General features: G+C 44.1%; 12 protein-coding genes. 2 read left to right on the forward strand and 10 right to left on the reverse strand.

What is annotated here, in order from left to right:
• Positions 1 to 523 precede the first annotated feature (523 nt).
• Entirely contained in the window at positions 524 to 2167 is a 1644-nt protein-coding gene (locus BV902_RS25575) for an NAD+ synthase (protein ID WP_075994304.1), read from the forward strand.
• Positions 2168 to 2451: 284 nt separating this feature from the next.
• Positions 2452 to 3024 carry a DUF4136 domain-containing protein gene (locus BV902_RS25580; RefSeq protein WP_075994305.1) on the forward strand — a complete coding sequence of 191 codons (573 nt, stop codon included), beginning with the start codon at positions 2452 to 2454 and terminating at the stop codon, positions 3022 to 3024.
• Between the two features lie 108 nt (positions 3025 to 3132).
• Here BV902_RS25580 and BV902_RS25585 read toward each other — a convergent pair whose 3' ends face one another.
• From BV902_RS25585 to BV902_RS25635, 10 genes are all read right to left on the reverse strand, one after another.
• Positions 3133 to 4170, reverse strand: a complete 1038-nt coding sequence (locus BV902_RS25585; RefSeq protein ID WP_075994306.1) for a GntR family transcriptional regulator — start codon at positions 4168 to 4170, stop codon at positions 3133 to 3135.
• Between the two features lie 114 nt (positions 4171 to 4284).
• Complete coding sequence (locus tag BV902_RS25590; protein ID WP_075994307.1) at positions 4285 to 5355, reverse strand: hypothetical protein; 1071 nt, start codon at positions 5353 to 5355, stop codon at positions 4285 to 4287.
• 473 nt (positions 5356 to 5828) lie between these two features.
• The gene (locus BV902_RS25595) at positions 5829 to 7196 is read right to left on the reverse strand and encodes an FGGY-family carbohydrate kinase (protein WP_075994308.1); all 1368 of its coding nucleotides are present in this window, start codon (positions 7194 to 7196) and stop codon (positions 5829 to 5831) included.
• Positions 7197 to 7208: 12 nt separating this feature from the next.
• Positions 7209 to 8483: a sugar isomerase gene (locus BV902_RS25600; RefSeq protein WP_075994309.1), complete on the reverse strand. Its 1275-nt coding sequence runs from the start codon at positions 8481 to 8483 to the stop codon at positions 7209 to 7211.
• A 78-nt stretch (positions 8484 to 8561) separates the two neighbouring features.
• Complete coding sequence (locus BV902_RS25605; RefSeq protein ID WP_075994310.1) at positions 8562 to 10685, reverse strand: bifunctional aldolase/short-chain dehydrogenase; 2124 nt, start codon at positions 10683 to 10685, stop codon at positions 8562 to 8564.
• A gap of 137 nt (positions 10686 to 10822) precedes the next feature.
• On the reverse strand, positions 10823 to 11899 hold the full coding sequence (gene rhaT, locus BV902_RS25610) for an L-rhamnose/proton symporter RhaT (protein ID WP_075994311.1): 1077 nt from the start codon (positions 11897 to 11899) through the stop codon (positions 10823 to 10825).
• Between the two features lie 268 nt (positions 11900 to 12167).
• Positions 12168 to 14489 carry a DUF5703 domain-containing protein gene (locus BV902_RS25620; protein ID WP_075994313.1) on the reverse strand — a complete coding sequence of 774 codons (2322 nt, stop codon included), beginning with the start codon at positions 14487 to 14489 and terminating at the stop codon, positions 12168 to 12170.
• Positions 14490 to 14494: 5 nt separating this feature from the next.
• Complete coding sequence (locus BV902_RS25625) at positions 14495 to 15916, reverse strand: sialate O-acetylesterase (protein ID WP_075994314.1); 1422 nt, start codon at positions 15914 to 15916, stop codon at positions 14495 to 14497.
• A gap of 194 nt (positions 15917 to 16110) precedes the next feature.
• Positions 16111 to 18126, reverse strand: coding sequence for an aceric acid hydrolase (locus BV902_RS25630; RefSeq protein ID WP_075994315.1), 2016 nt, complete (start codon positions 18124 to 18126; stop codon positions 16111 to 16113).
• A 6-nt stretch (positions 18127 to 18132) separates the two neighbouring features.
• Complete coding sequence (locus BV902_RS25635; RefSeq protein ID WP_075994316.1) at positions 18133 to 21534, reverse strand: glycosyl hydrolase; 3402 nt, start codon at positions 21532 to 21534, stop codon at positions 18133 to 18135.
• Between the last annotated feature and the right edge of the window lie 85 nt (positions 21535 to 21619).

Consider the following 21619-nt stretch of genomic DNA (forward strand, 5'->3'; position numbering starts at 1 on the left):
CCATAAACAACACCTTAAATTAATTAAACAAAGAAGGAAATTGAAACACGACTTGAAACAGGTGTCTAGAAAGAATAAAAGCTCGAAGTGGGGAACTCCGAGCTTTACCTAACCAATTATTAACCTAAATTATGAAAAGTTCTTTATATATTATTTTTAATATCTTTCGTTTCTTTTGATATATCAAAGGTACTACAGATCTGCTTTCATGTCAAGAAATTTAACAGCATTTAACGTTGTTAAAATTATGTTAAAACAATTTAGCACATTCAATACCGTCCCGCGTTGTAAAAAACATACATCTACAACGATAGCAGCTCAACAGATAGGCTCAACATGGACTCACTGTGCATTCATTCCACTTACAGGCCATAGCCGGTAATACGATGTTCTTCAATTGATCGGAAGATAATTTAGCGCTTTTATTCGACCAAGGGCGGTCTGAGTATCAAAAAAAAGAAATAAATTTGTGAGAAGATCCGACATCAATTGGTATCTTATTTAGTTAGACGATTAATAGCATATGAAAATAGCTTTAGCACAATTGAATTACCATATCGGTAATTTTGAAGCAAATACTAAAAAAATAATTAGCGCGATCCAACAGGCCAAAGAAGCAACGGCCGATCTTATTATTTTCGCCGAACTCGCGATTGGTGGTTATCCTGCCAAGGATCTTTTGCGAAGTAAGGCCTTTAAACGTCAATGCGATGAAGCTATTCATCAAATCGCTGCTCATTGTCAGGATATCGCCTGTATCATCGGAGCCCCAGTCAAAAACAGTGATCCTGAGGGCAAAGAGCTTTATAATACCGCTGTATTTATTGAGCATGGGGAAGTCCGAAACATTGTTAAAAAAGGCCTTTTGCCCGATTATGATGTATTTGATGAATATCGTTATTTTGAGCCCAGCAGACGTTTTGATTGTATCGAGTTGAACGGCGTAAAAATCGCCTTAACCATATGTGAAGATTTGTGGGATGACGACGAAGGGGGCAACTCTTACGTTGGAGACCCCATGGCAGAGCTGAGAAAAGAAAATCCAGACCTCCTCATCAACATTGCGGCATCCCCTTTTTCCTATACCCATTTTGATGAACGGATCAAGGTCCTCAGCCAACAGGTAAAAAAGTCTGGCAGACCGCTAATTTATGTCAATCAAATTGGCGCTCACATGGATATTATCTTTGACGGCCGCTCAATCGCCCTGAATAATGAAGGAACAAAAATTGCTGAGCTAAAAAGCTTTGAAGAAGATCTTCAATTTGTCACCTATCATCAACGAAATATAACCTCCACCACAGCATCTTCGAAAGAGTCTATTGCTGAGATGGCTCTTATACATGATGCATTGATCCTCGGGCTACGTGATTATTTTCAAAAATCTGGTTTCAAGAAGGCGGTTTTAGGTCTGTCCGGTGGGCTAGATTCGGCCTTAGTTGCTGCTTTGGCCTGCGAGGCTCTGGGTGCCGATAATGTATTAGCCATTCTGATGCCATCGGTCTACTCTTCCGACCATTCGATAAAAGACGCGATGGATCTCGTCAACAATACCGGTTGCAAACATTATATCGTTCCGATCAAAGATATCGCCAATGCCTTCGAACATAGTTTAGCTCCTCTTTTTGAAGGGCTACAGCCAGATACGACTGAAGAGAATATTCAAGCGCGCGCACGTGCGGTAATTCTGATGGCCGCTTCCAATAAATTCGGCAATATTTTACTCAATACATCCAACAAAAGTGAGGCTGCTGTAGGATATGGTACACTCTATGGTGATATGGCAGGCTCCATCTCTGTAATCGGTGATGTTTACAAATCCAAAGCCTACGATTTAGCGCGCTATATCAATCGAGAAAGGGAGATCATTCCAGTCAATACCATTGAAAAAGCGCCTTCTGCGGAACTTCGACCAGATCAAAAAGATTCGGACTCGCTACCCGAATACGATCTATTGGATCAAATCCTCTTTGAACTTATCGAAAATGAGAAAGCGGGATCTGAGGTTGTAGCAATGGGCTTTGAAAAATCGTTAGTAGAAAGGGTATGTAAATTAGTTAATAATGCGGAATTCAAACGTTTTCAAGCTCCGCCTATCCTGCGTGTTAGTCCAAAAGCTTTTGGTCCAGGAAGGCAGATTCCGTTGGTGGCAAAATATCCTTATTAATTTTACAATTCGGATTAAACCATATTTATAGTTTTTTGTCTAAAGTAATAGATTGTAAAATCAAAAAGGATGGTAGCATCCCGGACGATAAAAAAACAATTGCCATGAAGACCGTCAACTGTACAATTTTTACAATTGAAAGGTATGCGGATAAAGAATAAAAACAAATTAGTTAAATAAATATAAGTTCCATATAGGCCATGAACCATCATGAGTGTGGTTGTCCAATGCAGCGACAAAATACTCATGGTAGATTCATCACAGTTGATAAATAAATTACTACGATGAAAAAGATTCTATTATTTTTGGTGCTTTGCGTTGCACTCGCATCATGTTCGTCTTATCAATACAATACCACTCGGGTAGAAAAGATGGATTTTACTCCTTTCAAGACGTATGCTTGGTTACCTCCGGTAGACTCGCTTTCGAAGTCTTATTTTGACAACGATATCGCCAAAGCCAATATCCTGGATGCCGCGAATACTGCGCTGGAGGCAAAGGGCCTACAATATTCTAAAGATAATCCTGATTTACTATTTCGGTATATTACCATTGTCAACAATAAAAGCCGTTTGGTCTATGGTGGCGGCGGTTATTACGGATGGGGTGGCCCCTGGGGCTGGTACCGTCCATGGTTTTCACCATATTACTATGGCGGCGGCTATTACCCAGTTGCAAAAGAACGCTATCGTTATGGCCATTTGATTATCGAGGCCATCGATCGCAAAACGAACGCTGTGATCTGGCAGGCACGTGGTTCTGGCGATGTTGACAACCCCGAAAAAGCAATTAATAACATCAGCAAGGTTGCAAAAGGTGTTATTGACTTGTTCCCTGTGAAGACCTTAAAGAAATAAAAACCTACTAGCTGCTTCTTTGATTATTGCATCATAATACGCAAAGAGCTAGAAAATATTTATCAAAAAAAACAGGCTAATCAGCGCGATTAGCCTGTTTTTTTGGGTCTATACAGAAGGCCTAAGCTTTAAATAGAATGGCACTTCAACGCGATCTTTAGATTTATTGATAATCAATTCAGCAGCCATTCTCCCCATCATTTCAAAGTCAGTCGATATTGTCGTAATACCATTTAGGATAAACTTTTTCAATGGAGTTTCATTATAGGAAATGATACCCACATCTTTTCCTATGACCAGTTTTTTCTGAATAACCTTGTTTAACAATTTTACCAGATCATCTTCTATAATATTGATGTAACATGTTCCTTTCTCTACTTTCTCTTCATCAATATCGGATACGAGCTCGTGTTCAAATGCATATTGCTGACAAAACTTATAAAAGCCCTTGATAATGGCTTTTGGAAAGTCGCTATAATCGGGAAATACCAGTTTCAAATTCTTGTACTTACTCAGTACGTCATTAGCTTCCTCCAATGCGGAATAAATATCATGTTCGTAATTTTCATAAACTGCAGGAAAGTCTCCGGGCACATCTTCAATAAACTTACCCAATAACATCAGCTTTTCTGTCGGAATCTTACGGATGATGTCAGGTGCTTTGTCCCTTCCTTCTTTGAAATGTGGAAATAGAACATAGTGGTCATATGTCTTTGTTAAGCTTCCCAACAGTGTATTCAGATACGATAGGTCCGAATTGTATACAAATAGATCCAGGTTGGCATAGTCACTCAGCTCTTTTGCAAAGGAATCGTATACTATTTTTTTATGGGCACTTAGTTTGTTTAGAAAGAGTGCTATCTTAAGTTTAGATTCGACATCCGTTTTATTCACATAATACCCTTTTCCCGGGTTAGATGCGATAATTTCATTTTTCTTAAGATAACGATAGGCCTTCTCAACCGTATCACGGGATATTTCGAGATAAGTGCTTAATTCATTAATGGAAGGCAACATATCATCTCTGACCAATGTTTCATTTTTAACAGCATCTATAATTGTATTTGCCAATTGCAAATATTTTGGAGTAGCAGAAAAATCACTGATTTCTAATGTTTTCAGAAACTGATTTATGGAATTGGTCATTGTAAGATCTAAATAAACCCTAAATTACTGATTTCAATAGTTTAAAACAAGTTGGTTAATATTTATCCATTCACAAATTGCTGAAGTTATCTGGATCAAAAAAACAAAAATAGATTACTCCCATCCTAGTACCACCTGACCTAAACCAAAAAAGACCTTCCCTTGCTTCGTATAGCGTGCGGTGTAAACGACGGTAAACGATCCATCTTCTTCTTCTATCGCACCCAATGGTGTACGGGTGGCATGGTCACCGGCATCGGCCCAAAGGTTGTTGGGGGACTGTACCTTCAGCCGGCGCTCTTTAGCCCAATGGATACCATCGTCAGAAAGGCTGTAGCCGATTTCCTGATCACCAAAAGAATCAAAAATAGCGAGATAGCCACCAGCTTTAAGTTCTGTAACTTCTACATTTTCATTAAAAATAGCCGAAATCGGGATGGGGTTTTGTCCTTCGGGCAGCCGGGTCCAGGGGCCACTTAATCGGGGAGCTTTCGCGATCCCCAGTGGCCAATCGCTCTTGGGCACATGATTATGTCCATCGTAAAATGCATACCAGCTATCCCCTACCCGATAAGGATTGAATGCTGCGATAGCTTGCTGCCCTTCCCAGGATTGACTGTTTGCATCGGGCTGCAAGACAATACCCGTATCGACATAAGGTCCTGCTATACCATCCCGACCCGCAACCGTCGATTTTGCCCGCCAGATGCGACCGGCATAGTCATAGCCTTCCAGTTCGCCCCGGGCCTTGTCACCGCCACGATAGGCCACATAAAAGATATTCCAGGCCTGCTCTTCTTCATTAAATTCAACAGCGGTCACCCACACTTCTGAGCGCAGGTTAGTTGCCGAACGGCCGGGTACACTCTCAACGACGGTGGATTTTCTTTTCCAGGTTACCGCATCTGTACTTGTCCAATAGGCAATCCGCATATCCAAATGTGGCCGACCAAACATTTCATTGACAAACATGTGATATACGCCCTTGATTTTGACAACCTGACCGGTTTCAAAGCCACTTTTATTGCCGCTAGCGCTAATATCTGGGTGCTTATGGTCAATAATTGGGCCTTCTTGAATCTGTTTAACGACTAATTCCTTTTTTCCCTGTGCACAAACTGTTACAGCCATGAAAATACTGGTTATTAAAGCACTGAAGTATAATTCCACTGATTTTCTACGCATGGTTATCTTTTTGATCAAATTGGTTTTTGTATTATCCTATTAAAACCTGTTTGCTCCTACTTATGTCCTTATTGACAGCGCAAGCACTAGGTTACAGATGTATTTTTCCAATAAAAATAATCAAGCTTTTCCGAGCAACTGTTCTGCACCGTTATGCCCATCAACAGTTCAGGACAGTCAAATCATTTCTTTTCATGATCTTTAAACCATCATATAATAATTAATATAATTATTCATAATTTTAGGTTAAAAAAAGGTTTTCATTCTCCCCGTTTGAAAGCCTTTTTTATGTTCAATTGTATCTTGGAGATAACCGCTCTTAATCACCCCTGATTTATTTTCTTCCGTATATCCTTCCCATTCGATCTAAATACCTTAAAAAGCTGCTGTGGTCCTATAAAAAAGGCCAGACAACGAATTGCCTGACCTCACACGATAACTAATAAAAAAACTAAATTTATTCACCTAATTCATTAATGCAATGCTTGTTTTGTTCTGAAATAACGCAGCTCAATGATATCATTGGGGATGGCTTGCGTATTCCAATGGTCGTGAATGACGAGTGCCGCTCCCAGGGCAGTGGCCTGCGCCATGGAAGCACCGAATACTTCACTGTTGGGAAAGGCTTGTGCGAGTAAGGCCATATAGATCGGATTGCGGCTAAAACCACCATCCACAAATATGCGCTGTACGCCTTTTTGGTTCATCACCAGCGATGTTGTTTTAATCTGTGCCTTGACCAAATGCATGATCAGCACATGATAAGCCTCGCTATAATTATCAAAATGACTCAGGTCTATCGTCGAAAAAGCAGATAATTCATCTGAGATATCCAAAGCCTGATATTTCTCTATAATAGCCCAGTCCAATGTAATCTGCTTGAATTTCCCGGTAGATACCTGAAATGCTTTAGCAATCCGTTTCATCTGTTCCTCGTGCTCATAGCCTGCAAACAAACGGGATGCTTTGACCGGTTTACCCGTATAGGTCATATATAAGAGACAGTCGTTATTCAACTCATCTTGGGTCAGCGGATCCGTGTTAAATGGATTGAATGATATGCACCAGGTACCCGTGGAAATCAAGATAAAAGGTTCATGAAAATTCAATAAATAGGGGATCAATGCCGAGGAACTATCATGTAGTCCGCTCCCCACCAGATACCCACTACCTGGAAATGTTGCCCGATATAAACGATCACCAGGGACAATAGGGGCCATTTTTTCGATGATGCCGCTATCCTTCACCCATTGATGGTAATCATTTTTCCGATAATCCCAGAGTGCTGTATGACAGCCTATACTGGTCATATCTGCATAAGGCGTACCCGAGATCAGATAACTCAGGTATTGGGGCAGGTGAAGTGCCCATTTTACTTCCTTGAAGATCGCCGGTTTCAATTTGGACAGACGATAGACCTGCAGGCCTGAATTGAGGCTTCCCAAACTTGGCGAGGAGGTCTCCGTCGAAAATTTCTCTTTGCCACCATACTGGGCATAAAAGGATTCCAGCATTTTTTTCGGATATTCTTTCAAGTAATTGTACAGGGGTGTCAATGGGCGGCCATCTTTGTCGATATAGACAAAGCTTGCTCCATAGGAGGTGAAATTAATGGCCTTGATCTCAAACTCCCCTTTCCGAAATACTTCATGCAATGAATCAAACACAGATAGGCGCAAACTTTCCAGGTTTTCACAGGGATCGCCGTCTTCATCTACTGTTTCCAAAAAACGGGCTGACCGCTCAAATACGATCTGATACTGCTCGTTAAATAGAAACAACTTCTTATTCGTCTTCCCGACATCAAATATCGCCACTACCGGTATTGGTTTCCCCTTCATTTCTCTCCTTCTTTATAAACCGGTGGCTACGGTATTCAGGCCACGTTCGGCGATAAGTTGATCTCTTAATTTCGTCTCATTAAACAATTGAACAGGGTTCAATGCTGCGCCACTGCGCAAACGCGCTTCAGCTACCAGTGACCTCACATCGGTACGGAAAGCATCCTGCAAAATTTCCTGTGCTTTAACCACGTCGTTTGCCTGTTGCGCCTGCTTCAAGGCAGTACGGTCCACCAGCAGTGCCTGCGCGTAAGCGATCTTAATGGCTTCCACAGATTGCAATAAGTCCACCAATGGATCTTTCAGGTTATGTGAGGCATCAATCATCCAGCCCAACCCTGAAGCATGGTCTATCCCATTGCGGTCCATTCCGTCAATCAATTCGTTAAAAATCAGAAACAATTGATAAGGCTTGATACTTCCCGCCGTAAGATCATCATCTGCATATTTACTATCGTTGAAATGGAATCCCCCCAATTTGCCTTCCATCAGCAACAAGGAAACGATCTGTTCAATATTGGCATTTGGCAAATGATGTCCCAAATCCACCAAAGTATAGGCCTTGGGACCTAATTTATTGGCCAGCAGCAGGGACTGTCCCCAATCACCGATCGTCATCGAATAAAAATAGGGTTCAAATGCTTTATATTCGACAAATAGCTTCCAATCCTCCGGTAGATGCTTATAGATTTCCTGTAAACTCGCCAAGGTATTTTGAAAAGCATCCCTAAAATTTAATTGCCCGGGGAAGGATGATCCATCTGCCAGCCAGACTGTCAGCGCTTTCGAACCGACAGCTTTACCATAGTTGATCACTTCAATATTATGAGCTATAGCCTGTTGACGAACTTTGGGGTCCACGTGGTGCAATGAGCCGAATTTATAACTATGCTCCTGTCCGACCTGATCCTGAAAGGTATTGGAATTGACCGCATCAAAACCGATTTCCAGAGAAGCTGCCAGGGCCTTTATTTTTTCGCTGTCCTTAGGAATATCCCAAGGAATATGCAAGGATATTGCACCGCTGGACTTATTCAGGGCATGAAGTAGGCCTACATCTTCAATTTTCTGCTCCAGAGTACCTGGCTCGCCTGGGCCAGAAAAGCGGCCAAAACGTGTCCCCCCTGTTCCCAGGGCCCAGCTCGGAATGGCAATCTGGAATTGTTGAAGTCTTTCGATAATGGGCTCCACATTCGGTATATCCTGAGCAAGGTAGCCAAATGCTCTTTTATGTTTATCGATGAATTGGTTATTGTGCTGATTTATAATTTGCTTATCAAGAATCATAATGTTTTGGTTATTGTAAAAAATCGTTAGGTGCCGCGCCCGTTTCCCTTTCCACACGCGACACCTAAGATATAAAAATTAGCGTACAAATGCCATTGCCACACCACCATCAACGTTCAATACATTTCCGGTCGATTTGTTCAACAGTCCACCCACAAAGGCAAAACAAGCGTTGGCAATATCTTCAGGTAAAATGATTTCATTGAGTAGCGTCCGTTTTGCATAATATGCTGGTAATTCCTCCACTTTCACACCATAAGCTTTTGCCCGGCCTTCAGCCCAGCCCCCGGCCCAGATATTGCTATCTGAAATCACCGCATCTGGATTGACTACATTCACACGAATACGTGCCGGTCCAAGTTCTGCTGCACATAGGCGGCTTAAATGCAACTGGGCACCTTTGGCGCTGCCGTAACCCGTATTATTTGGGCCACTGACCAAAGCATTCTTACTTACAATATTCAGGATATCACCGCCAATATCCTGACCTTTTAATACGGATATGGCTGCCTGTGTAACCAAAAACTGTCCCTTTACAAGCACATTATACAAGAGGTCCCAATCTTTCTGGCTATGTTCTTCAATGGATTTAGAAATCGATAGTCCAGCATTATTCACAATGATATCAATTCCACCAAATGCCAACGCCGCGTCCTTCAGTGCAGCATGAATCTGCTCTTCATTGGTGACATCGATTATTGCTGAGATGACCGCATCTTTACCAAAAGCTGTAATGAACTCCTGCTCAGAAGCCGCCAGGCGCTCGGCGTTGATATCATTCAACACGATCACTGCACCTTCCTGCGCCATCTTTTTGGCGATTGCTTTCCCTATTCCGCCGCCACTGCCAGTGACCAGTGCAATTTTTCCCGACAGCGGTTTGGGCTTCGGCATACGTTGCAATTTCGCCTCTTCCAATAACCAATATTCAATATCAAAGGCTTCCTGGCGTGGTAAGGCCGTATATTCACTCACCGCCTCAGCGCCTTTCATCACATTGATTGCATTCGTATAGAACTCTGCTGCCACACGGGCGGTCTGTTTATCTTTGGCAAAAGAAAACATCCCCACACCCGGGTACAATACGATAACCGGGTTTTTATCACGGATGGCAGGACTATTATCATGTTTACAGCTTTCATAATAGGCGGCGTACATGTTGCGATATTCTTCAAATAATGGCGTCAGTTTTGCTTTCAGCTCTTCGACGTTATCCAAGTTCTCCGACTTATCAATGTTCAACACCAACGGTTGGATCTTAGTTCTTAAGAAATGGTCTGGACAGCTTGTCCCTAAAGGGGCCAAACGGGTCAGGTCATTCGAATTAATAAATTCCAATACCCGCTCATCATCTGTAAAATGGCCGATCATATGGCGTTCGCTAGAACAGAATCCTCTCAGGATAGGCGCTAATTTGGCAGCTTGTGCTGCACGCTCTTCCTGAGGTAGGCTTGTTTCCTTTTGACCAGCAAATACAGGTCCTTTTTTTCCATAATTTTGCTCCAGGTAGGTCGCACAGGCTTCAATGACATCCAAGGAGTTGATATAACATTCGTAAGCAGTGTCCCCCCAGGTAAACAAACCGTGTGAACCCAGCATAATACCACGAATACCCGGATTTTCTTCCAAACAGGCTCTTAATTGTAGGCCCAGATCGAAGCCCGGACGTTGCCAGTCTACCCAGCCGATCGTTCCCTTAAACAGTTCTTGCGTGATTTGCTTACCATCTTTCGCTGCCGCAATGGCAATTGCTGCATCAGGATGCAAATGGTCGATATGCTTAAACGGCAGGAATCCGTGCAATGGCGTATCTATCGATGGCGCTTTGGAAGCTAAATCATAGATACAATGATTAAATAATTCGACCATCTCATCCTCATGTTCAATACCGCGGTATACATTCTCCAGATTGCGGAGCCGCTGTAAGTACAATGCTGCAAGGCCTGATTTTTTGAGCGTACCAATATCGCCTCCTGAGCCCTTGATCCACATGACCTCTACTTCCTCTCCGGTCAACGGGTCTTTTTCCGTCACTTTACAGGATGTATTTCCACCACCATAATTTGTTATGCGTAGGTCAGCGCCTAAAATATTTGAACGGTACAGCAGTAAAGCAACCTCGTCACCTGCTAGCGATTGTGCTTTCTGGTCGTCCCATAAATAGTTTACATGTTTGTATGTTTTCACTTTGTCTATATTCATATTAAGTCATTATTTTTTAATAGCTGTTCTAATGTATCCATGCGTTTATGATAACAGCATTGTTTCCAGAGCACAAAAGGGTACTCCTGATCTATTGCTGTTTGGTTCCTTTCAATCGCTTTAGCCGTTCATACCTATTAATTTTCCAATGTTTTTGCGAAGCCGACCACACCGATCGAAATAATGATCGTCACGATACCGGCAATGATTGAACGGTACGTTGGCTTGTCGACGCCTTTCCATTCTTTGAGCGCAACACCCCAGGCATTTGAAATCAAAATGATAAAGGCCATATGCAGTATCCATGAGCTTGCCCCATTACCCAGTCTGCTTTCCCCCATTCCATAAAAGAAGAACTGTAGGTACCAGGTTGTACCGGCAAGGGCGCAAAGCAGGAAATTTTTGGCTTTCGGTGCCGCGGGTTTACCATAATCCCGATAGCTTCCATTTTTTAAGAGTAGATAAGCGCACCAGATAAAATTGGTGGTGAAGCCACCCCAGAGGATGACAATATATGTCACGTTATTCTGATAGAGGAATTCACCCTGTCCTGGATGGGCGGCCTTCCAAAACGCATTAGCCACCTCGGCCATTGGTTTGCCAGCTTCGATACCAAAATTGAAACAGGCACTTAAGATACCAGACACAATTGCAACGATAATGCCCAGTCCAAAATTGTAATCCGACTTTGTTTCCTTGGACAAAGAAGATAGGTGCTTTTCTTTAGACATGCCGGCTTTGCCACAGAGGTATACGCCCAAAACGCAGATCATGAGACCGATGAAAATACATATTCCCGAATGTGTGGTAAAGAAATAATCGATACCGTGTTTACCGGCGGTTTGATTGAAGAAATAATAAATGCTTGGCATGAGCGAACCAAAGACCATACTGAGCCCCAGAATAATGCTGCTGCCCAGCGAAACACCGAGATAACGTACCCCTAATCCATAGGTAAGTCCACCGATTCCCCAAAGTAATCCAAAGAGAAATGTATAACCCAAAATGACTGCATCCGTACTTTGGATAATCGTCACAAAGTTGGGGATAGTCAATAGGGCGGCAATCGGAGGAACGATGATCCAGGAAAATAGCCCACCTAGAATCCACATCGATTCCCAAGACCATGCTTTCACTTTTTTGTACGGCACATAAAAACTTCCCGAGGCGAATCCGCCTATGAAATGAAATATAACTCCGAAAACTGCATTCATATATACGTTATTTAGGTTCTTAGGGACTAAGTTAATTCTTTGACTTTTCAGAACTGTTATGCACTGTTATGATCCCCTCGTTTGCGGGGTCAAAAACACAAAGGTGCTGTCCAAAAAGATTGGACAGCACCTTTGTGTTTTGGTATACGCTTAGCCCAACGATACGGGGCTCAACGATGAAAGCCTGATTTTTTTCGTCTGAAGTGCTTACCTCACTCAGCGTCATTCATTGCGCTATAATGAGATAACCGGCCATTCAGGACAAAAGTTATTTTAAAAGATTGACGATGGCAGCTTCCCGATCCTTTGGAAAAACATTCAGTTCAAGCAGTTGCCCATTTTTCAAGCGTCCTTCGACAATGGTCTGGTTGGGTGCATGTAATTTGAAATCCACATCCCAGTCCTTAGGCCAGGCCGGAAACAGGTAAATCTTATCATCAGTTGCCTGCAGCAGCATTTCCTGCAGTCCGATCATGCCAGAGCCACCCCAATTATGATCCGGCACCCAATCAAATCCGGGTCCCCAGAATGTTGGAAATCGCCGGTCAGCATTTTTGAGTTTTAAGACCGTGAGCTCTTTTGCTTCTTCGATCAAGCCCAGGCGTGCAGCAAAAATATTATGCTGTTTCCAGCCGACGTGGCTCCGGAATTTAAGCACATCGGGATCGTACTTGTAGGTATTTATCGCGGTAGCTAGATCGGGTTTACCGATACCATAAATTCCCCAGGGATAAACAGCATATAACTGCGGCGATTCTGTATTGTTGACCCTCGCCCATTGCTGTGCCGGTGCCAATAACGTTTTTCCGTTCAGCTCGCGTAATGGCAAGGGTGGAATGCGTGTCAAAAAGCCCTGCAGATAACTTTTAAGTGTTGGATCGACCAGCGTTTCCGGCAAGGTCAGCATCCGGCGGGTCACCTGCTGTAAGGCTGCAATGGTCGTTGCTGAATTATAAGCCATTTTATACGTTTCGGCCGAAGAACCTGGATACAGCACAAGGTGCCCTTGATCGTCCAGGACCTTACTTCCGCGCTGACGTGCTCGATATTGATAATGTTCATCAAAAAAACGTAGGCAGCTTTCGATAAATGGAATATACGTATGAATATCAGCGCCCTGATACCGTTCGGTCTCCAGCATCATCATGCAAAACTCCAATACCGTATCCCACTCATATTCCAGCCAGGCATTGTATTCAAGACCTTTGTCAAAATCTTTTGGCCGTTTCCAATTGTATTCTGCCGGATTGGGAAGGCCGAAATTTTCGATCTGTTCGGTAAAACTCGCTCCCGCATGCCCCCAATAAACCTTGGACCTCCACTCGGCATTTTTTAGTATCCGTTGATAAAACTTGAACTGCGCCGGAAGCATATCTAAATCCCCACTTTTCAGCATGGGCCAATACACCAAACGCTGATTTTGGGCCGTATGCGTTCCCCCACCCCAGTTTCGAAAATCCGGTGTAAAATTAAAACTGCTATCGATGCTGACAGGATCATAGGTAAACAATCCACCATTAAACTTTGTTGGGTAATCGCCATAGGCATTACAGGCCAACATAAACCGAAATAACTGATAGTTCCGGCCGACCTGCCAAGCGGTATCGTTAGGGTCTTTCTCTCCGGGCTGGATAACGATATGACTTCGGTCCCAAAAGGATTTCCACCAGGATTCTGTCGCCTGCTTGCGGGATACCAATGTGGGCTTGGTTGCTGCCAGCTCCTTTAGTGCTGTCTTCCATGCATGCTGTTCAGTCTCCTGCCCCACATGTAAGGTCACTTGAAGTGCATGATGGGTTTTTGCAGTTTTACTTTTGAGGATCCAGGATCGATACGGTGTATTCATGTAGCTGCCTGACCGCTGACCGCTGTACACAAAATCCCGTCCTTGAACAAGACCACCGGAGATCAACTTTTTCAGCGGATTGTACAAGGAATCTTTTATTGCTGCCAATCCTTGTTGATTCACGACAATATCGAATGCGGTACTGTCCTGATTTTGATGGTAGAAAACAATATTATTTGCTATTACTTCTATCTGGTCCTTGGGGGTTACCACCGGTTTTGGGGGAGCCCATTTCCAGGAGTTGGCATTATTTTCCTTTTTCTTTGGAAAGAGATCCTGAAAACGCCAGCTTTCATAAGCGGCTTCCACCTCAATTTTCCGATTGGCCTTCACTTCGAGATGGACATTGGGGCTGAATACATCCACCCAGACCAACACTTCGGCCTTGACACCTTTATGTTCACCTGTCACGACGATATGACCTTTGTCCAACTGCAATTCTTGCCGGAATTTTTGGCCTTCAAAGGGGTTCGGATACAGCTGGAGACGAATCCGACCGAGTTTCAACAAGGTGTTATTTTCATCAAATGCGCCTGTTTTGCCCAAGTACAAAAGCAACTCCCCATTCTCCACCCAAACGTTCAGGCCAATATCTCCCCCACCCACAGGCATCGATTCAGCAGAATTTTTGCTTTGTGTCGTCCAGGAGACGTTATAGTCTTTCCAGTTGAATTCTTGGGCCCGGGCGGGCGCAACGAAAACAACGTACAGGAATAGCATACCGAAGATAAGTTTTCTAGTCATTTTATTTACCAATCGTCTGTTCGAAAGGAGCTCAATGGTAAGCCATTGACGCCAAACACATCTCCAATAATATAATCTTTAAAGGCATACCGTACCGCCACCGGTTCAGCCACCTTCGGTGAAGCAACAACAATCGTCTTTCCTTTTAATACAGCTTGTGCAGGATAAAACTGCTGATCCTTACCGGCAATTTCAAAAGTCTTTACTTCTTTGCCATAGGCTGTCAATCCCAAAGGTGCATCGCTGAAGGAAAGTACCGCTGTGCTGCCTTTGATTTCAAGCTTGTCGTAACGGGGGCTTTTCAGATTCAGTGTACTAAAGCCATAACTATCGTGCAAGGCGAGGTAAGCCAGACGTTCACCACTTTGTTGTTTATGCGCCGGATGGATACAATTTTGCTCACCCAAATCCATTGTGACGGCCATTCCCGCCTGGGGAATCTTATCGAGCGACTGACGCTGTGCATCCCGCAGGTAGGCTGAATTATATTTTCCACCCACATGATAAGGGGGTAATGCAGCATAATCAAAGGGGGCAATCTGCGTAAAATAGAAAGGCAACTCCTTATTTCCCCACAGATCGCGGAATTTTTCCACCATTCGGGGAAAGAGAACTTCATACTGATCCGGACGCTCGTAATTGGATTCGCCCTGGTACCATATCATCCCCCGGATCCCATAACCGGCAACGGGATGGATCATACCATTATAAAGCATGGTCGGAACCCGGTTTTTATCTTTCAGCCCTTCTTCTTGTCTGGGGATCTGAATATCCTGTTGATCTGCTAGCCAGGAGGCTTCCATCCAGGCCTCGACATTGGAACCGCCATAGCTGCTATGGATCAAACCTACCGGTACGCCCAAAGTCTTGCGCAGTTGTCGCCCAAAGAAGTACGCTGTTGCACTAAAGCCGACAACCGACTGTGGTTCGGCTTTCTTCCAACTACTGGGTTTACTGTCCACTGCCGGTTGGAGCAGTGGATTGCGCGGTATGGTGTAGATACGCAACTGCTCATCTTTTGAATTCATGATCGCTTCTGTACTGCCCAGGATAGGTTGTCCGGGATAACCTTTCAAAGGCATCTCCATGTTTGATTGCCCCGAACATAACCACACTTCACCGATCAGGATATCCTGAAGTTCAATGACATTCTTTTCAGCGACTTTGATCTGATAAGCACCGCCGGCAGCCGGTGTTTGCACCTGGATTTTCCATTGGCCCAAGCCGTCGGCTTTCGCCTGGTATTTTTGTCCGTTCCAGGACGTTTGCAAAGTCACAGTAGCCTGTGGATCAGCCCAGCCCCAAACAGGAACCTGCGCCTGTTGTTGCAGCACCATTCCGTCCGTAAAAAGGGCCGCTAAACGAACTTTCGCCATCGCGCTCCACTGCATAAGTAGCAGCGCTATCGTAAAAAAATAAGGTTTCATGTAAACGATGATCTATTGTTTTTGATTTCATGGGAATGAATAACACATAACAGGCATGATTCACTCCGGTTTATGATCAGTTCTCATCCTACGCTCAACGCGCTCGGTTTATTCATCTGATGAATAATCATTCAGACCCTTTTGTTGATCCATAGGAACGTGCGATAGACTGCACAATCCTATGGATGGGTGCATCACAACGCAGGTAACCACACGCTCATATCACCAAATGTACGGTTTCCCCAAGCAAAATAGGGCACCAATCGTACAGGAACAGTCTCCTGCTTTCCCGCAGCAGCTCTGCGGTACAGTGAATTCCATTCCGTGCTGCTTGTACGATAGGCGTTTCCTTCCAATAAGACAATATCCTGTCCGAGTATATCCTGATGTTTGGGTACAAAGTCCGTTGCCGGTTTCATTTTTAAATCAAAGATATTGACATCTGCTGCAACATCCTGCTTTTCCAGACAATACACAATTGGTCCACGCATAACAGCGACCTGGTTACGCGTTTCCTCAACAAGCGGATTTGACTCCATCAAAGAAATCGCCATTGGTAATCTGATCTCGATGCGGTCACCTTTTTTCAGCGATCCAGTTAAAAGGGCATAACCTTTCTCGATTGGTGTTTCAATCTTTACATTATTTTTCCATATTTCGGCTTTGCCGGCCCAACTTGGCACTCGTAGTTTCAGGGTATAGTTAGAAGGAAACTCTTTTAGAGTAAAGGTAGCAGATCCTTCCCATGGATAGCTGGATTCTTGTACAATGTTGATCTGTTTGCCTTGATACCTTGTATTCAATTCATTTCCACCGTACAGGTTGACCGCAACAGCATCTTTGGATAGTCCGTAAGCATAGTTGGCTACTTCTGCAATCGTACGAACGATATTGGGTGGACAGCAATTAGATAATGAGATATAAGGAACCCGCTTTTTCGACCAGCGCTGCTGGAATGGAAGATCGGAGGAGTAACTCAATGGATTGGTATATAAAAATTTGTCACCGTCCAAACTAATTCCCGAAAGCACACTGTTGTAGAGAGCCAATTCCAGGACATCAATGTATTTTGCATCACCGGTAAAATTGGCCATCCGCCAATTCCACAGCATATTGCCGATATTTGCACAGCTCTCATTATGGGCTGTCAAATTGGGCAATTGATAATCCCGGCCAAAAGCTTGGTGGATCTTTTGCACGTCCGTTGGGTCATAGGATGTTCCGTCCGGTGAGGTTCCGTCATACAGTGCACCTAAGCCTCCCGTGATGTACATCTTACGCTGGGTGACATCATCCCAGATCTCAAAAAGACGGTTGCTCAGTGTTGTATCGGCCAGCTCGGCGCATAAATCCGCTACACCCGCATAGAGGTAGCTTGCACGCACGGCATGCCCTGTGGCTTTATGTTGCTTCCGGAAAGGAATGCGGTCCTGATTGTCGTCCGTGCCATCTTCAATTTCACCTTTGATATCGATCAAATGTTTAGCCAGTTCGAGGTACTTGGGGTCCTTGGTTGTCCGATAGAGTTCGATGGTCCCCATATAATGGGACGGACAAATCGCATTGCGGGCCAAGGTTGGGTTGGACTTTTTATAGAATCCATACAGGTAATCTGCCGCTTTTATCGCAATATTCAATAGGTCGCGCTGTCCAGTCGTGCGATAATGTATGCATCCGGCGGTCATTAAGTGACCAATATTATAGGATTCAAAACTTAAACGGTCCTGAAATTCGATATTCTCACCCGATCGTTGCTGGTCAATGGTTGCTTTGGTATAGATATAACCGTCTGCACGTTGCGCTTTGCGGATTACTGGGATTACTTCGTCCAGCATGCGAAGCAGCTTTTTATCTTTCGTCTGTGCATAGATGGCGCAGACAGCTTCCAAGGTTTTGTAAAAATCACCATCATGAAAGGAAGGTCCGCTATGTTCACCCTTTTCCAATCCAGCGGCTATTTCAAAATTGCGATAGGCATGACTGATGGAGGCATCAGTATAGACGTGCCAAAGTTTCGGCACCATCTGCTCATAGCATGACTTTGTACGATCCGCCCAAAAGCCTTTCGTCCATTTCACGTCGCCCATATCTACAGCTTTCTGAACAGCATAGGGACTCGCCCCCGTGTTGGTAATTGACTTTTCTTGCGCCTGCGATCTCCAGGCAAACGCAACAGAAAGGGCCATCATTACTAATTTACGCTTCTTCATCTTTTTCTATTTTACATCTAACCACAGTAAGTCAACTTTCCCTTGTAATCCGGAAGGTAATAAGCCTTTGAGGAACTTGTCTGACGCTGTTGTCTGTATTTTCTTTTCTACTGTTGTATTCTCTTTTTCATAAAGGAAACGGTTCCCCCATGTATTATAGACCTTGACGTCTATTATATTATCACCTTGTCGAATAAAATCTGTTACATCAATTTGATAGGGTTTGGTCCACAGGACACCTGCATATCGGCCATTGATAAAGATTTCGGCCATGGATTCAATGTCCGAAAATTGCAAATAAGCCCGTTGATTTTTAACTATTTTTTGGATATGAACGGTAGTTTGATAATTTCCCGATCCAGCATGATATTTAATGTCATCGTCTGCACTGGCTGTCCAAAACTGAGGCTCTTGCTGTTTAATTGCCCGCTTGCGGGATAGCCCATCAGCCGTAAATGACCAGGCTCCTGTCAAAGCTGTTTTTCGGGAGTATTGATAGGTCGGTATATCGATTTTTGTATCGCTGGTCAATACAAAGCCAGATTGATAAGCATCAAACGATAGTTCAGCCACTGTCCTATCGTTGATCACTTTAAACGGTAAAACCGCTAGTTTATCGCTTACAGGATCGTAACGGTAGGCATATTTTACTTTTGTCCGTAAAGATAAAGTTGCCTTTTGTGCTAAACTATCTTGATTGGCTACAAAAAACAAATCACCACCATCGAAACGGCGATGGTTCCAAGAAATATGTCGATTGTACCCTTCGTTGATCAGCACATCGGGAGCAATATTTAATGGACTAAAATCCTTGGCGTTATAGTTTCCCACATGTACGCGCCCTTTGCCGAATTGCTTAACTTGTACTGTTGTATTTGTCAATGGTTTGAGGTCGCTGAATAATTCTGCGAGCAAAGCGCGATACTGTTGTGCTTTTTCGTCCGTCAGTTTGCCCCGCCATGTCTGTGGGATATCTTGGAAGAGCACCGTAGCCCCCGCATGGACGAGCGTACGCAAGCGTTCCAGGGTACGTAGTGAATATTGACTGCCATTTGGATTCAACGCAGTTTGACCTGGCATCACAAGGATAGCATAAGCGATATCGTCCGCAAAAATCACCTTACCGTCCTGCACCCGAGTCTGGTTCCAAAGCGCATCGGGGTTGAAGGAATCGTAGGCATAGCCGCGTAGTGGATCGACCCAATCTTCCGGCCTATACATATTGGCTCCAGTAGTTACACCAGCGATTTTTTGCAAGGGTAAGCCGACATTGGCCAACAGAGAATCTGTCCGATGGACACGACCTTCACCGATAATACCTGGCAGCACATCGACCAAAGCACTTGGGAGTACCGATCTTCGGGGAATCTCCTCACCAATAAACACGGCCACATCGCGTACAGGTACCCCGTATTGCAATAACTGCTGTGAACGGATCGCATAATTGACCCATTCCTTAGCGGGTTTCCACCAGGTTTGATCGCGCTGAAAATAGGTTCCGATACCATCCATTGTCATGCCTGGCTTACGGTTCATCCATGGATTATGGACATACACATGGTAAACCAGATTGTTGATCCCCAAGGCATAATTTCGGTCCTGAAGACTTTTCAGGAGCCGTGGATGTTCATCCCATTGCGCTCGAATCTGGGTAAAGGCTTCGGACATGGTGACCCGCTTGCCATAAATATGGCTTCCTGAAATGGCATCTAGGATATCCGCAGGTTTGTCGTGCGAGGGGCTTCTGAGCCAAAATTCCCCCATCGGACGATCGGTCGAAGCAAAATGAGCCAAACCGTCACCAACCATCACAGGGGCTGTGGCCTCGGCAGTAAATTCGACACCGTATTCATCTGCTTTCCGACGTAATGTTGCATAGCCATTCTCCTGCAACAGTTCGCTGATCGTCTGTCTGTAATCTTGCAAAAAGGCTTCAGAATCTTCCACAGTATTGACAAAACAACCTGCTAAAACAGGGAGATAGCCGGTCAGGTCATATCCCCGGCGTTTTAAAAACTCATCCGGAAAACTACGGGTCCAGTTTTGACTGCCACATTCCCAAGAATCAATATGAAATACCGTGAGGACTTCTTTAGATAACTGTGGATCCACATGCTTTTTGGCTGCTCCAAACCACTGATCAAATTGAAAAGCAACTGTAGTAGCGTCCAATTTATCACATTCCAGCCCCTTTCCAGCCCCAGCAGTTTCATTTTTATGCCCTGTGGAGGTATGTCCAAGACGCAATATTTTCCACTTTCCTGCGGGTAATGTTAAGTCTACACGGCTTGCTTGGTCTGGCCTAGGCAAACGGATAAGCTGCTGTTGTCCGAAAACAGCTTCCTTGGCAACAGCGCTTGGGTCGGATTTTTTCCCAACACGCCAGATCTCTCCTGTCTTGCCTTCGATTTGATTAACCTGCGCTTCTTCAAACAGACTGATTCCATTTAATTTTAGGGAAGGTTTCCATTTACCGGAATCAAGATCTTCGGCTCCCGGCTCACTTCCTGTAGGATCGTATACAAAGCGGAAATATTTCGCTTTGGTGTAGGGGATCAGATGTGTTACGCCATTATCCCAATCCAACCAGCCCATTCTCGGGGATTCTAATTGTGTAATCTTCCGAAAGTTTAGGCCATCATCACTGGCCCAAACTTGCAAACGATTCGCTTGGTAGTTGGATGCTGTCCATTCAATCTTCAATGAATTGCAGGGGAAGGGCTGATCAAAAGTATACTGTATCCACCCTGGCACAGCTGTTGCGAAATTTTGGTTGTTACCCTTGTCAGCAAGACGTTTCAGATCTTCACCATAGCTATTGGATACCTGTACCTTCTCTGTAAAGCTTTTTCGCGGCGAATGCGCCAGTGGCATTGCAAATAACGCAATATCCTCGTAATAGCCTTGTTGGGCTTGTGGTTGTGGCAACTGAATATTCCGCAACCGCTTCCCATTGCTATCGATTATGGTATCGGCATACACGACTTTCTGCATCGACTTCTCGGGACTGATCCACGGTCCCCCCGCGGTTGCAAATCCATCATTGGGCAATAAAGCTATTTTTACTCCGTATTTTTTTGCTTCACGGACGATATATTTGAACATATCCCACCATGCTGGTGTCAACGTCTCTGTCGGCGGATCGAAAAGAGGCGGATTAGTTTTGCCCTTGATCGGTGCTAGATAGGCTCCTGCGATCTTATTTTCTGCCATCGCTTTCAGATCCGCAGTAATCCCTTCCTTGGAATAGCTGGCATGCATAAAGTACCAAAACACCCAAGGTTTTGCTCGTTCAAACGAATGTTGATCCAAAGGAACTAATGCCGTTGGAATACCTTTAATCTGCGCATTGCTGCTCAAACAGCCCAAAAGAAGACTTGTTCCTAATAGCAACTTAATCCTCGTCATATCTTATCTTGTTCTTTAAAGCTATCCAAAAAGGTTGGACAGCCTATTTCTTTCAATTTTGAATGTATCTCCCTTATCGCGTCAT

This window comes from Sphingobacterium sp. B29, assembly GCF_001952815.1.
In the GTDB taxonomy this organism is placed as follows: Bacteria; Bacteroidota; Bacteroidia; order Sphingobacteriales; family Sphingobacteriaceae; genus Sphingobacterium; species Sphingobacterium siyangense.

Bases quoted from the DNA above. Each gene is read 5' to 3' on its own strand.
- BV902_RS25580 (WP_075994305.1), top strand. From the start codon at position 2,452: ATGAAAAAGATTCTATTATTTTTGGTGCTTTGCGTTGCACTCGCATCA.
- BV902_RS25590 (WP_075994307.1), bottom strand. From the start codon at position 5,355: ATGCGTAGAAAATCAGTGGAATTATACTTCAGTGCTTTAATAACCAGT.
- BV902_RS25635 (WP_075994316.1), bottom strand. From the start codon at position 21,534: ATGACGAGGATTAAGTTGCTATTAGGAACAAGTCTTCTTTTGGGCTGT.
- BV902_RS25605 (WP_075994310.1), bottom strand. From the start codon at position 10,685: ATGAATATAGACAAAGTGAAAACATACAAACATGTAAACTATTTATGG.
- BV902_RS25620 (WP_075994313.1), bottom strand. From the start codon at position 14,489: ATGACTAGAAAACTTATCTTCGGTATGCTATTCCTGTACGTTGTTTTC.
- BV902_RS25625 (WP_075994314.1), bottom strand. From the start codon at position 15,916: ATGAAACCTTATTTTTTTACGATAGCGCTGCTACTTATGCAGTGGAGC.
- BV902_RS25630 (WP_075994315.1), bottom strand. From the start codon at position 18,126: ATGAAGAAGCGTAAATTAGTAATGATGGCCCTTTCTGTTGCGTTTGCC.
- rhaT (WP_075994311.1), bottom strand. From the start codon at position 11,899: ATGAATGCAGTTTTCGGAGTTATATTTCATTTCATAGGCGGATTCGCC.
- BV902_RS25575 (WP_075994304.1), top strand. From the start codon at position 524: ATGAAAATAGCTTTAGCACAATTGAATTACCATATCGGTAATTTTGAA.
- BV902_RS25595 (WP_075994308.1), bottom strand. From the start codon at position 7,196: ATGAAGGGGAAACCAATACCGGTAGTGGCGATATTTGATGTCGGGAAG.
- BV902_RS25600 (WP_075994309.1), bottom strand. From the start codon at position 8,483: ATGATTCTTGATAAGCAAATTATAAATCAGCACAATAACCAATTCATC.
- BV902_RS25585 (WP_075994306.1), bottom strand. From the start codon at position 4,170: ATGACCAATTCCATAAATCAGTTTCTGAAAACATTAGAAATCAGTGAT.